Annotated in this window: 9 protein-coding genes; 4 read left to right on the top strand and 5 right to left on the bottom strand. The window is 71.6% G+C overall.

What is annotated here, in order from left to right; translation table 11 throughout:
• Positions 1–10: 10 nt before the first annotated feature.
• The 3 genes from OHA19_RS28300 to OHA19_RS28290 all read right to left on the bottom strand — a co-directional run bounded on the left by OHA19_RS28300 (position 11) and on the right by OHA19_RS28290 (position 5,012).
• Positions 11–1,441, bottom strand: coding sequence for an MFS transporter (locus OHA19_RS28300; RefSeq protein WP_405712171.1), 1,431 nt, complete (start codon positions 1,439–1,441; stop codon positions 11–13).
• Positions 1,442–1,560: 119 nt separating this feature from the next.
• Entirely contained in the window at positions 1,561–2,757 is a 1,197-nt protein-coding gene (locus OHA19_RS28295; protein WP_405721406.1) for a lipid-transfer protein, read from the bottom strand.
• Positions 2,758–2,819: 62 nt separating this feature from the next.
• On the bottom strand, positions 2,820–5,012 hold the full coding sequence (locus OHA19_RS28290; protein ID WP_405712173.1) for an acyl-CoA dehydrogenase: 2,193 nt from the start codon (positions 5,010–5,012) through the stop codon (positions 2,820–2,822).
• A gap of 260 nt (positions 5,013–5,272) precedes the next feature.
• Here OHA19_RS28290 and OHA19_RS28285 point away from each other — a divergent pair, with 260 nt between their 5' ends.
• A complete protein-coding gene (locus OHA19_RS28285; RefSeq protein ID WP_405712175.1) occupies positions 5,273–7,069 on the top strand; it encodes an MFS transporter in 1,797 nt (598 codons plus the stop codon).
• Here the strand turns inward: OHA19_RS28285 and pepE are convergent.
• Positions 7,032–7,760, bottom strand: a complete 729-nt coding sequence (gene pepE, locus OHA19_RS28280; protein WP_405712177.1) for a dipeptidase PepE — start codon at positions 7,758–7,760, stop codon at positions 7,032–7,034. The genes OHA19_RS28285 and pepE overlap by 38 nt on opposite strands.
• Positions 7,761–7,789: 29 nt before the next feature.
• Positions 7,790–8,617: an IclR family transcriptional regulator gene (locus OHA19_RS28275; protein WP_405721409.1), complete on the bottom strand. Its 828-nt coding sequence runs from the start codon at positions 8,615–8,617 to the stop codon at positions 7,790–7,792.
• Between the two features lie 152 nt (positions 8,618–8,769).
• On the opposite strand from OHA19_RS28275, the gene OHA19_RS28270 reads away from it, so the two are divergent.
• From OHA19_RS28270 to OHA19_RS28260, 3 genes are read left to right on the top strand one after another with little or no spacing between them, the layout of a single operon-like run.
• Positions 8,770–9,723 carry a DUF1177 domain-containing protein gene (locus tag OHA19_RS28270; RefSeq protein ID WP_405752088.1) on the top strand — a complete coding sequence of 318 codons (954 nt, stop codon included), beginning with the start codon at positions 8,770–8,772 and terminating at the stop codon, positions 9,721–9,723.
• A complete protein-coding gene (locus tag OHA19_RS28265; RefSeq protein ID WP_405712181.1) occupies positions 9,723–11,114 on the top strand; it encodes a cytosine permease in 1,392 nt (463 codons plus the stop codon). Before OHA19_RS28270 ends, OHA19_RS28265 begins: the two co-directional genes overlap by 1 nt.
• Positions 11,111–12,439, top strand: coding sequence for a M20/M25/M40 family metallo-hydrolase (locus OHA19_RS28260; protein WP_405712182.1), 1,329 nt, complete (start codon positions 11,111–11,113; stop codon positions 12,437–12,439). Before OHA19_RS28265 ends, OHA19_RS28260 begins: the two co-directional genes overlap by 4 nt.
• The last annotated feature ends 5 nt before the right edge of the window (positions 12,440–12,444 follow it).

Here is a 12,444-nt window from a genome sequence, read left to right as displayed (position 1 = left end):
GTCCCGCGTCTCAGCGCCGGTCCGACCGATGGCGCGGCAGCCAGAGCGCCATCAGCAGCAGCCCGCCCAGCAGTATCGTGCCGGCCGTCCGGAAGGCGAGGGCGAAGCCGGCCGTGAGCTCCTGCGGTCCGGTGCCACCCGCCGTGCGGGCCGCCGCAACGGTGGAGAGCGCGGCGAGACCGAGCGCACCGCCCATCGTGCGGGAGGTGTTGACGAGGCCGGAGACCAGACCCGCTTCGCCGGGGGCCGCGCCGGTGATGGCCAGCGAGGCGAGCGGGGTGGACGCCAGGCCCGCGCCGGCCATCATCAGGACGCCGGGCAGGCAGACCGAGGTGAGGTACGAACCGTCGGGGCCCATCGTGGACTGCCAGCCGAAGCCCGCCGCGGCGATCGCCGTACCGATCAGCGCCAGGTTCTTCGCGCCGGTCACGGCCATCACCCGGGGCGCGCACTTCGCGCCGAGGACGATGGCCAACGACGTGGGCATCAGGGCCAGTCCGGCCTCCAGCGGGGAGTAGCCCAGCACGGCCTGGGCGTACACGGTCATGAAGTACCACATCGAGAACGTCGCCGAACCGATCACGAACATCGCCGCGTTGGCCGAGGTCACCGCCCGCGTCCCGAGCACCCGGAGCGGCATCAGCGGCTCCGCCGTCCGGGCCTCCACCACCACGAAGACGCCCAGCAGGGCCACTCCGCCGAGCAGCGGTGCCAGGGTCGCCGTCGCGGTCCACCCCGACTCCTCGGTCTGCACGATGCCGTACGCGACGCAGGCGAGGCCCACCGTGACGAGTACCGCGCCCAGCAGGTCGATCCGCCGCCGGTCCCCGGTCCGGCCCTCCACGAGCCGGACCGCGGCGCCGGCCAGCACGAGCACTCCGACCGGCACATTGATCAGCAGCACCCAGCGCCAGGAGAACAGATCGGTGAGCGCCCCGCCGATCAGTCCGCCGGCCGCGCCGCCGCCCGCTCCGACGGCCATCCAGGTGCCTATCGCCTTCGTCCTGGCCGGGCCCTCGGGGACTGCGGTGGTGAGCAGCGTCAGGGTGGCGGGGGCGAGCACGGCGGCGCCGAGCCCCTGCGCGGCGCGGGCGGCGAGCAGTTGCCAGCCCTCCTGGGCGAGCCCGCCGGCCAGGGAGGCGGCGGTGAACAGGCCGAGGCCTACGAGGAACATCCGCTTGCGGCCGTAGATGTCCGCGGCGCGTCCGCCGAGGAGCATGAATCCGGCGAACGCGATCGAGTAGGCGTTGAGCACCCACTGGAGCCCGGCGGGGCTCATCCCCAGGTCCGAACGCATCGACGGCAGGGCGACGTTGACGACGGACACGTCGAGCACGACGAGGAACTGACCGACACAGGCGGCGAGCACCGCCGCCCAGGTGCGGGTGCTGGTCCGCTCCAGCGGCGGCACGGGCGTCTTGACGTCAACCATGGCCGTCATACTCGCACCCGCACATCGCCCCGTACATCGGTATTCGGGCCCAGGGCATTTCGTCCGGATCGGGCCGGACCCCGCGATCCCGGCCCGATCCGGACGGACAGCCCCCAGGCCCTGTCGGCCTACCGCCGCAGCAGCGTCACCACCGCCGCGCCGCCGAGCCCGATGTTGTGGGCCAGGCCGACCCGGGCCCCCGCCACCTGCCTGTCTCCCGCCTCGTCCCTGAGCTGCCAGGTCAGTTCGGCGGCCTGGGCGATGCCGGTGGCGCCGAGCGGGTGTCCCTTGGAGATCAGCCCGCCGGACGGGTTGACCACCCAGCGGCCGCCGTACGTGGTGGCGCCCGACTCGACGAGTTTCCCGGACTCGCCCTCGCCGCACAGCCCGAGCGCCTCGTAGGTGAGGAGTTCGTTGATGGAGAAGCAGTCGTGCAGTTCGATGACGTCCAGGTCGGCGGCCGAGAGCCCCGACGCCTCGTAGACCTGCCGGGCGGCGGCCCGCGACATCGGCAGGCCCACCGCGTCGATGCAGGTCCCCGAGGCGAAGGAGTCGCCGGTGTCGGTGGTCATGGCCTGGGCGACGATCTCGACCGCGCGGTCGCCCAGGCCGTGACGCTCGACGAAGCGTTCCGACACCACGACGGCGGCGGCCGCGCCGTCCGAGGTGGGGGAGCACTGGAGTTTGGTCAGCGGGCGGTGGATGGACTTCGCGGCGAGTATCGCCTCGACCGTGTACGGGTCCTGGAACTGGGCGTACGGGTTGTTCACCGAGTGCCGGTGGTTCTTGGCGCCGACCGCGGCGAGCTGCGCCTCGGTCGTCCCGTACCGCTCCATGTGCTCGCGGGCCGCGTTGCCGAAGATCTGGGCGGTGGGCGGGCTCATCTCGAATCCGTGGGCGGCGGCCATGATCCCGTAGTGCCGGGCGACGGGCGAAGTCTTGAAGTCGGCGGCACCGCCGTCCGCGCCTCCGCCGCCGAGTGCGCCGCGCGTCATCTTCTCGAAGCCGAGCGCGAGGACGCAGTCGCTGCCGCCGCCCTCGACGAACTGACGGGCCATCATCAGGGCGGTGGAGCCCGTGGCGCAGTTGTTGTTGACGTTGTAGACGGGGATCCCGGTCAGGCCGAGTTCGTACACCGCGCGCTGACCGGCGGTGGAGGGCTGGAAGCAGTAGCCGACGACGGCCTGCTGGATCTGCTCGTACGCGACCCCGGCGTCGTCGAGTGCCGCCGTCCCGGCCTCCTTCGCCATGTCCCAGTACTGCCAGTCGCGTGTCTCGGGCTTCTCGAACTTCGTCATTCCGACGCCGACGACGTACGCCTTCATGAGCTTCATGGGCTTCGCGTGGTTCGTGGGCTTCGCGGGCTTCATGGCAAGTCCCTTCGATTTCAATCGCGCGGGAGGCCGAGGATGCGCTCGGCTACGACATTGAGCTGAACCTGGGTGGTGCCGCCCGCGATGGTCAGGCAGCGGGACATCAGGAAGCCGTGCAGGGCCCGCTCCCCCGGTCCTTCACCGGCCGCGCCCGCCGGGCCGAGCAGTTCGAGGGCGAGTTCGGCGACCTTCTGCTGGTGGGTGGTCTGGACGAGCTTGCGGACGGAGGCGCCCGCGCCGGGTTCGAGCCCGGAGACCTGCTGCATCGTGGTGCGCAGCCCGATGCAGCCCAGTGCGTGGGCCTCGGCGGCGAGTGCTCCGATGCGGGCCCGGCAGGCGCCGTCGAGTTCGCCGGAGCGGGCGATCAGCGCTTCCAGGCCGGTGTCGAAGGTCATCTGGTCGGCCATGTGGACGCGTTCGTTGCCCAGGGTGTTGCGGGCTACCTTCCAGCCGCCGTCGGGCTCGCCGACGACGGCGTCGGCGGGCAGCAGGACGTTGTCGAAGTACACCTCGTTGAAGAGGGCGTCGCCGGTGATCTCCTTGAGCGGCCGGATCTCGATGCCCGGGGTGTTCTTCATGTCGACGAGGAAGTAGCCGATCCCCTGGTGCTTGGGGGCGTCCGGGTCGGTCCTGGCGAGCAGGATCCCGTGGTCGGCCCACTGGGCGGCGCTCGTCCACACCTTCTGCCCGTTGATCCGCCAGCCCTCGTCGGTCCGTTCCGCCTTCGTGCGCAGCGAGGCGAGGTCGGATCCCGCGTCGGGCTCCGAGAACAGCTGGCACCACAGGAGTTCGCCGCGCAGGGTGGGCAGCAGGTAGCGCTCCTGCTGCTGCGGCGTCCCGTGGGCGATGAGCGAGGGCACCACCCAGGTGGCGATCCCGAGGTCGCTCAGCTTCACCCCCGCCTCAGCCAACTCCCGCTGAATGACGAGTTGTTGCACGGGACCGGCGCCCAGGCCGTAGGGGGCCGGGAGGTACGGGGCGGCGTAGCCGGTCGGAGCGAGGACGCGACGGGCCTCCTTCGGTCCGAGGCCGCGTGCGGCGGCGACCGCCTCGCGCGCCCCGGCCCGGTGGCCGGCGGCCCCGGCGGGCAGTTCGAGGGCGAGTGAGCGGCGTGCCCCGCCCTCGGCCAGCCGGACGGCCCGCAGCCGGTGGGTGTCGCCGGTCCCGAGCAGTTGCCGGGCCACCAGGGCCCGGCGCAGATACAGATGGGCGTCGTGCTCCCAGGTGAAGCCGATGCCGCCGAGGATCTGGACGCAGTCCTTGGCGCAGCCGTACGCGGCGTCGAGGGCGTCGGACGCGGCGAGGGCGGCGACCATGGACCGTACGTCCGGGTCCGGGTCCGGGTCCGTCTCCTCGTCGGCGGCGCGGGCCGCGTCCCATGCCAGCGCACGGGCCTTCTCGACGCGTACGAGCATGTCGGCGCAGAGGTGCTTGACGCCCTGGAACCGCCCGATGGGGCGGCCGAACTGCTCGCGGACCTTGGCGTGTTCGGCGGCGGTGTGCAGCGCCCTGGCCGCCGTTCCGCAGGCTTCGGCGGCGAGGAGGACGGCGGCGAGGTCGCGGACGCGGGTGGTGTCGGTCCGTACGAGGCGGCCGGCCGGGACGAGTACGCCCTCGGCATGGACCTCGGCAGTGGGCCGGGTCGGGTCGGCGCCCCGGTGCGGGCGCGCGGTCAGCCCCGCGGTGGCGGAGTCGACGGCGAACCAGAGGGTGCCGGTGGCCGATTCGGCGGGCAGGAGCAGCAGGTCGGCCTCGGCGCCGGAGAGGACGGGCGGTGCCGTGCCGTCCAGCAGATGGCCGTCCTCGTGCTCGACGACGGTGAGGGTGCCGGGGCCGAGGGCCACGGCGCCGATGCGCGTACCGGCCGCGAGGTCGCGCACGAGATCGTGCGGGCCCGCCGTGTGCAGTACGGCGGAGGCCAGTGCGCTCGACAGGTACGGGCCGGGGAGCGCGGCCCGGCCGGCCTCTTCGAGGACCACCGCCAGATCGAGGAGCCGGCCGCCCCCGCCCCCGTGCTCCTCGGGCAGATGGATGGCGAGCAGGCCCTGTTCGGCGAGCCCGTCCCAGTACCCGGGGCGCACGCCGGGGGTGTCGGGGGCCTCCGCGTCGAGAAGCGCCCGGATCTCCTTCGGCGGTACGGCGCGCGCCAGCCAACCTCGTACGGCCTGCGCCAACTCCCTGTGTTCTTCGGTGATTCCGATGCCCATGCGGATCCTCGCCGGTCGCAGCCACTGGAACGGCGCAAGAGTAGAACACGTTCCATTCTGACGGAAGGTCAGATGGCGGCCGATCTCCGCGCGTTCCGGGCCGAGTGCGCCGTCGTGCCCCCGTTCGCACCGCGTTCACCGGAATACCTCACGCACCTGGAAGGTTTCACCCTGCACACACTTGGCGGTCGGGCGCTGCCCGCCCGCACCGCCCGCATGCCTCTCCAGACCCTCGATCACGCCGCCCGGAGGCCGCACGTATGCCACAGACGACGAACGGACAGCACGCCGGGGAACTCCCCGATCCGAGGCCGCGCAGGGCGGGCGGCGGGGTCGTTCCCGTGCTCGCCTTCGCGGGTATCACCGTCGCGGTGATGCAGACCCTGCTCGTCCCCGTCATCAAGGACCTGCCCGCCCTTCTGCATACCGACCCGTCGAACGCCACCTGGGTGATGACCGCGACGCTGCTCGCGGGGGCCGTCGCCACCCCGATCATGGGGCGGCTCGGTGACCTCTACGGCAAGCGGAGGATGCTGCTCGCCAGCCTCGCCGTGATGGTGGTCGGCTCATTGATATGCGCCTCCACCGACGATCTCGTGATCATGATCATGGGACGCGCGCTCCAGGGCTTCGCCATGGGCGCCATCCCGCTGGGCATCGGCATCATGCGCGACGAGCTGCCGCGCGAGCGCCTCGGCTCGGCGATGGCGCTGATGAGCTCCTCGATCGGGGTCGGCGGCGGCCTGGCACTGCCCGCCGCCGCGCTGGTCGCCCAGCACTCCGACTGGCACACCCTGTTCCTCGGCTCGGCCGGTCTCGGAGTGCTGTCGATGGCGCTCACCGTCCTGGTGGTGCCGGAGCCCACCCTGCGCGCCCCCGGCCGGTTCGACCTGGTCGGCGCGCTGGGGCTGTCGCTCGGCCTGGTCTGCCTGCTGCTGCCCATCACCAAGGGCAGCGACTGGGGCTGGACCTCCGGCAGCACCCTCGGGCTGATCGCCGCCTCGCTGGTGATCCTCGTCCTGTGGGGCCTGTTCGAGCTGCGCAGCCCGGCCCCGCTGGTCGATCTGCGGACCACGGCCCGGCGCGAGGTGCTGCTCACCAACCTCGCCTCGATCATGGTCGGGGTCGCCTTCTACGCCGTCTCGCTGGTCCTGCCGCAGCTGCTCCAGCTGCCGGCGTCGACGGGGTACGGCCTCGGGCAGTCGATGGTGGTCGCGGGGCTGTGCGTGGCGCCGCTCGGCCTGACGATGATGTTCGTCGCCCCGCTGTACGCCCGGCTGTCCGCCCGCCGGGGCCCCAAGGTCTCCCTGATGCTCGGCATGCTGGTCATCGCCATCGGTTACGGGGCGGGGCTCGGGCTGATGAGCGCCGCCTGGCAGACCGTGGTGATCGCGGTGGTGCTCGGCGCCGGCATCGGGCTCGCCTACTCCTCGCTGCCCGCGCTGATCATCGGGGCCGTCGATCCGTCCGAGACCGGCGCGGCCAACGGCCTGAACACACTGATGCGGTCGATCGGCACGTCGGTGTCGAGCGCCGTGATCGGCATGGTGCTGGCGAACACCTCGGTGCACACCGGCGGGGTCGCGCTGCCCTCGATGGAGGGGTTCCGCATCTCGTTCCTGATCGCGACGGGTGCGGTGGTGATCGGGCTGGTGCTGGCCTCGTTCCTGCCGTCGCAGCGCGAGGCGATGCGCCCGGCGCTGCTGGCGAGCAGCGACGAGGACGCCCCGGCCCCGGTGCCGGGCGCCTCCCGCCCGGTCGCCGGCTCGGGCGGCTTCCGCGGCCGGGTGCTGGACGCGGACGGCGCCGCGGTGGCCCGCGCCAATGTCACGCTGATCAACCACCGGGGCCGCCAGGCCGGTCTCACCGTGGCGGACGAGGACGGCCACTACGCGCTGGCCGCCCCGCACGGCGGCGACTTCGTGCTGGCGGGTTCGGCCACCGGGTACGCGCCGAGCGCCCGCCCTGCCGCGTACCCGGGCGACGGCCTGCCGGTCGACGCCGATCTGGTGCTGGGTGTCAGCGCACCGGAGCGTCGAACCGCGGTGTCGTCGTGAGCAGATGAGAGACGTCCGACCCCGCCGGGAGCTCCTGCGGCCGCGCGCCGCGGGTGAACAGCCGGGCGGGGCGGGCGCCCTGCACCCGGGCCTGGCGCCCGTCGACCCGCAGCCAGGATCCCTCGCGCAGGCCGAGCACCGGCACGTCGTTCTCCTCCAGGAATTCGGTGAGCCGCTCCTCGCGGGTCTCGCCCTTGTGGGTGCTGGCCGGGTCCGGGTCCAGATAGTGCGGGTTGATCTGGAACGGGACGAGGCCGAGCGTCTCGAAGGACGGCGGCTGCACGATGGGCATGTCGTTGGTGGTGCGCAGGGTGGGCGCCGCCATGTTCGTACCGGCGCTGGCTCCCATGTACGGCAGCCCGTCCCGCACCGCCTCGGTCACGGCGTCCCGCAGCCCGGTCCGGTACAGCGCGCTCAGCAGCCGGAAGGAGTTGCCGCCGCCGATGAACACGGCGTCGGACGCGGCGAGTTCGGCGACCGGGTCGGCGTTCTCGTGGACCCCGCGGACGGTGATGCCGCGGGATTCCAGGGCCTCGCGGACGCGTGTGGTGTAGGCGGTGTAGTCGGCGAGCGCGTAGGGCACGAAGGCCAGCCGGGCGCCGTCGGGCAGGAACGCGGTGACGGTGTCGATGGCGTGTTCCAGATAACCGCGGCCGTGCTGGGTCGAGTTGGAGAGCAGCAGCAGATTCATCGGGTTCCTCTTGGTTCTCTTCCGGATCGTCAGGTGGTGCGGGGGCGACGGGTGCGGGGCTTCGGGCGCTGCGGAGGGTGGGTGAGCCGTCGCTCCAGCAGCTGGGCCGCGTGGCGCAGTGCGTCGAGCCGGTCGTCCGGCGCCTCCCGGAAAAGCTCTTCGGCGCCGCCCAGGCTGAGGCTGCCGTACGGCTCGCGCCCCAGGAAGACCGGTACGGCGACGGTCGCGATGCCGGTGTCGTACTCGCCGACCGTGAAGGCGTACCCCTGGGCGCGGACCTTGAGGAACTCCTCCTCCAGCCGGTCCGGGTCGGTGACCGTCCGCTCCGTGAAGCGGGCCATCGGGCGGCCCCGGAAGAGCCGGTGGCGCTGTTCGTCGGGCAGATACGCGTAGTACGACTTGCTGGTCGCCCCGGCGTGCGCCGGGTAGAGCTCGCCGACCAGCGGGTAGTAGCGCAGCGGCCCGGCCTCCCCCTCCTCCGCGGCGACGCACCGCATGTGGAAGCTGTCCGGCAGGCAGAAGAGCACGGTGTCGCCGGTGACCCGGCGCAGCTCCTCCAGGACCGGTCCGGCCAGCAGCTCCAGCGATCCGGAGCGCTCCCAGAGCCGGCCCAGGCGCAGCACGGCGGGGCCGATGCGGTAGCGGCGGGTGACCGGGTCGGAGACCAGGAAGCCGCGCCCGGCGAGGGTGGCGAGCAGCCGCTGGGCCACCGAGGTGTCCCAGCCGAACTCCTCGGCGACCTCGGTGACGCCCCAGTCGGGCCGGGTCCGCTCGAAGGCGAGCAGCACCAGGAGCGCCCGGTCGACGGTTTGCAGGGCTCCGGCGGGGGTGCGCCGGTCCAGATCGAAGTCCGCCATCGTCATCTCACCATTCAGACCTGAATTGCAAATAACGGGAAACAGTTGCGTTCAACGCTATCCGATCCCGAATGTGGCCTCAGCACCCCGCCCCGCGCTTCCCCCGTCGAGCGCCTCGGCCCGGGTGCCCGGATGAGCGAGAAAGGCCCCCCATGTTGAAGTACGTACTGGACATCGTCGATCTGCTGGACGATCCCCAGGTCAATGGCAAGACGGTCGTCGAGTACCTCGACTCCGTGAGCGGGACCGAGGGCTCGTCCGCGCAGGTCACCACGGTCGCCGGCGAGCAGGGCTCGACCGACTTCGTGATGGTTCGCATCCCGGGCGCCCGAGGGCGTACGTCCGGGGGCGACGCCCGCACGCTGGGCGTGGTGGGCCGGCTCGGCGGCATCGGCGCCCGGCCCGAGGTGACCGGTCTGGTCTCCGACGCCGACGGCGCCGTCTCGGCGATCGCCACCGCCGCCAAGCTGCTCGACATGCGCCGCCGCGGCGACGTACTGCCCGGTGATGTGATCGTCGCCACCCACATCTGCCCGAACGCGCCGACCGAGCCGCACGACCCGGTGCCGTTCATGGGCTCGCCCGTGGACATCGCCACCATGAACCGCCACGAGGTGACCGGTGAGATGGAGGCCGTGCTCTCCATCGACACCACCAAGGGCAACCGGATCATCAACCACAAGGGCCTCGCCCTGTCGCCCACCGTCAAGGAGGGCTGGGTGCTCCGGGTCAGTGAGCAGCTCGGCGAGCTGCTGGCCGTGGTGACCGGTGAGCCGTTGGTCACGTACCCCGTGACCACGCAGGACATCACCCCGTACGGTAATGGGGCACACCACATCAATTCGATCCTTCAGCCCGCCACCGCGACGGCCGCCCCGGTCGTCGGTCTGGCCATCACCTCGGCCGCCGCGGTGCCGGGCTGCGGCACGGGCGCGAGCCACGAGACGGACATCGCGTCCGCCGCCCGCTACGCCGTGGAGGTCGCCAAGGCCTACGGCAGCGGACAACTGGACTTCCACGACGCGGTGGAGTTCGACAACCTCGTCAGCCGTTACGGGTCGCTGGCTCACCTCCAGACCCTCGGCCGCACACCCCAGGAGTCCTGATGGCAGCCACCCCGCAGGCCGAGACCGTGGCCCCCGAGACCAAGGCCATCGGCAGCGACGACTACGCGCTCTCGCGCGTCCCGCGCGACAAGCGGTTCGGCTTCTGGTCGATGCTGCTCCAGTGGCTGGCCCAGTCCGGCTCGATCTCGCAGTTCACCCTCGGCGCCACCATCGGTGTCGGCATGACCTTCGGGGACGCCTTCCTCGCCTTCACGCTCGGCGCGGTAATCCTGGAGATCGTGATCTTCGCGATCGGCCTGGCCGGTATGCGCGAGGGCCTGGCGACGCCGATGCTGACCCGCTGGGTCGGCTTCGGCCGCAACGGCTCGGCACTGGTCAGCTTCGTGATCGCGGTCAGTCTGGTCGGCTGGTTCGGCGTCCAGAACACGATCTTCGGCAACAGCGTCTCGGCGCTGGTCGGCGGCCCGTCCTGGATGTGGTGCGTGCTGGCCGGTATCGCCATCACCGCGCTGGTGATCTTCGGCTTCAAGTACATGGCCGTCTTCGCCAAGATCGTGACCCCGCTGTTCTTCGCGATGGTCGCCTGGTCGATCGTCTCGACGCTGAAGGACCACTCGCTCAGCGAGCTGATCCACTCGCCGCCGCCCGGCCAGACCATCCCGCTGGCCGTCGCCGCCACCGCCATCGCGGGCGGCTACATGACCGGCGCGATCGTGTCCCCGGAGATGACCCGGTACAACCGCAAGGGCTCGCACGTCTTCCTGCAGAGCGCCTCGTCGATGATCCTCTCCGAGTACATCGTCGGCCTGACCGGTGTGCTCCTGGGTCACCTGGTCAAGAGCAACGAGGTCTCGCACATCGTGCTCTCCACCTCCGGCGCCTTCGGTGTCATCGTGGTCCTGATGTCCACCGCGAAGATCAACGACTGGAACCTGTACGGCTCCTCGCTCGGCGTCGTCAACTTCTTCCAGGTCGTCTTCGGCAAGCGGATCCACCGCGGCGCGGTCACGATCGTCCTCGGCATCGCGGGCACGGTCCTGTCCGCGGTCGGGATCATGACCCACTTCACCGAGTTCCTCTCCATCCTCGGCGTCGCGATCCCGCCGATCGGCGGCATCATCGTGGCCGAGTACTGGGTCGTGAAGAAGATGCGCAAGCCGCTGGACGAGACCCGCGAGTCCGAGACCCTGCCGAGGACCTCGCCGACCTGGGTCCCGATGTCCATCGCCATCTGGATCGCGGCGTTCTGCGTCGGCAAGTTCTACGACGGCGGCATCCCGGCCCTGAACTCGCTGGCCACCGCCTTCATCCTGTACAGCGCCCTCGGCCTGCTGGGCTGGGTGAAGCCGTACGGCACCTCCACCCTGGACGACGAGGACGACACCGCCGCCCCCGCCGCCCCCGCGACAACCCCTGTGGGAGCAGCATGACCACCCCCGACCCCACCGCCCCGCTCGTCCCGGCCTCGGCCGAGGCCCAGGACGAGGTCGTCGAACTCTGCGCCGAGCTGATCAGGTTCGACACCTCCAACCCCACCAGCAACGAGCGCGCGAGCGCCGACTGGGTGGTGGGCCGGCTGGCCGAGGTGGGCATCGAGTCCGAGCTGGTCGAGTCGGCCCCGGGCCGCGCCAGTGTCATCGCCCGGATCGCGGGCGCCGGCCCGGAGCGCGGCGCCCTCCTGGTCCACGGCCACCTGGACGTGGTCCCGGCCGACGCCTCCGAGTGGCAGGTCCCGCCGTTCTCCGGCGAGATCCGCGACGGCTACCTGTGGGGCCGCGGCGCGATCGACATGAAGGACACGGTGGCCGTCATGCTGGCCACCGCCCGTCACTTCGCCCGCACCGGCACCAGGCCCTCGCGCGATCTGGTCCTCGCCTTCCTCGCCGACGAGGAGGCGGGCGGCAAGTTCGGCGCCCACTGGCTGGTCGAGCACCGCCCGGAGCTGTTCACCGGGGTCACCGAGGCGATCGGGGAGGGCGGCGGTTTCTCCTTCGCCATCGACGACACCCGGCGCCTCTACCCGATCGAGAACGCCCAGCGCGGCATGGCCTGGATGGAGCTCACCGCCACCGGCCGGGCCGGCCACGGCTCCTCCCCCAACGACGAGAACGCGGTCACCGACCTCGCGGAGTCGCTCACCCGGATCGGCCGCGAGACCTTCCCGATCCGGCTGATCGAGCCGGTCCGCGCACTGCTGGAGGAGGCGGCCCGCCTCTACGGTGTCGAGTTCGACGAGAACGACGTCGAGGGCAGCCTCGCGAAGCTGGGCCCGGTCTCCGACTTCATGCAGGTGGTGCTCCGCAACTCCGCGAACCCCACCATGTTCGACGCCGGCTACCAGACCAACGTCATCCCCGGAAAGGCGACCGCCCGAGTGGACGGCCGCTTCCTCCCCGGCCACGAGCAGGAGCTGATCGACACCATCGACAGGCTCCTGCTCCCCTCGGTCACCCGCGAGTGGGTCAACCACGACATCGCGCTGGAGACGACGTTCGACGGCCCGCTGGTCGACGCCATGTGCGAGGCCGTACGCGCCGAGGACCCGGACGGCCACCCCGTCCCGTACTGCAACCCGGGCGGCACCGACGCCAAGGCCTTCACCCACCTCGGCATCCGATGCTTCGGCTTCAAGGGCCTCAAGCTCCCGCACGACCTGGACTACGGCCGACTCTTCCACGGCGTGGACGAACGCGTCCCGCTGGAGGGCCTGCGCTTCGGCGTCCGCGTCATGACCCGCCTCTGGCAGAGCTGCTGACGTCC

The organism is Streptomyces sp. NBC_00012 (assembly GCF_045040875.1).
Lineage (GTDB): Bacteria > Actinomycetota > Actinomycetes > Streptomycetales > Streptomycetaceae > Streptomyces.
This window is presented reverse-complemented; position numbering and strand designations above follow the sequence as displayed.

What these genes read in the sequence shown, in the direction of transcription:
- OHA19_RS28300 (WP_405712171.1), bottom strand. Translation starts at nt 1,441, where the DNA reads ATGACGGCCATGGTTGACGTCAAGACGCCCGTGCCGCCGCTGGAGCGG.
- OHA19_RS28295 (WP_405721406.1), bottom strand. Translation starts at nt 2,757, where the DNA reads ATGAAGGCGTACGTCGTCGGCGTCGGAATGACGAAGTTCGAGAAGCCC.
- OHA19_RS28290 (WP_405712173.1), bottom strand. Translation starts at nt 5,012, where the DNA reads ATGGGCATCGGAATCACCGAAGAACACAGGGAGTTGGCGCAGGCCGTA.
- OHA19_RS28285 (WP_405712175.1), top strand. Translation starts at nt 5,273, where the DNA reads ATGCCACAGACGACGAACGGACAGCACGCCGGGGAACTCCCCGATCCG.
- pepE (WP_405712177.1), bottom strand. Translation starts at nt 7,760, where the DNA reads ATGAATCTGCTGCTGCTCTCCAACTCGACCCAGCACGGCCGCGGTTAT.
- OHA19_RS28275 (WP_405721409.1), bottom strand. Translation starts at nt 8,617, where the DNA reads ATGGCGGACTTCGATCTGGACCGGCGCACCCCCGCCGGAGCCCTGCAA.
- OHA19_RS28270 (WP_405752088.1), top strand. Translation starts at nt 8,770, where the DNA reads ATGTTGAAGTACGTACTGGACATCGTCGATCTGCTGGACGATCCCCAG.
- OHA19_RS28265 (WP_405712181.1), top strand. Translation starts at nt 9,723, where the DNA reads ATGGCAGCCACCCCGCAGGCCGAGACCGTGGCCCCCGAGACCAAGGCC.
- OHA19_RS28260 (WP_405712182.1), top strand. Translation starts at nt 11,111, where the DNA reads ATGACCACCCCCGACCCCACCGCCCCGCTCGTCCCGGCCTCGGCCGAG.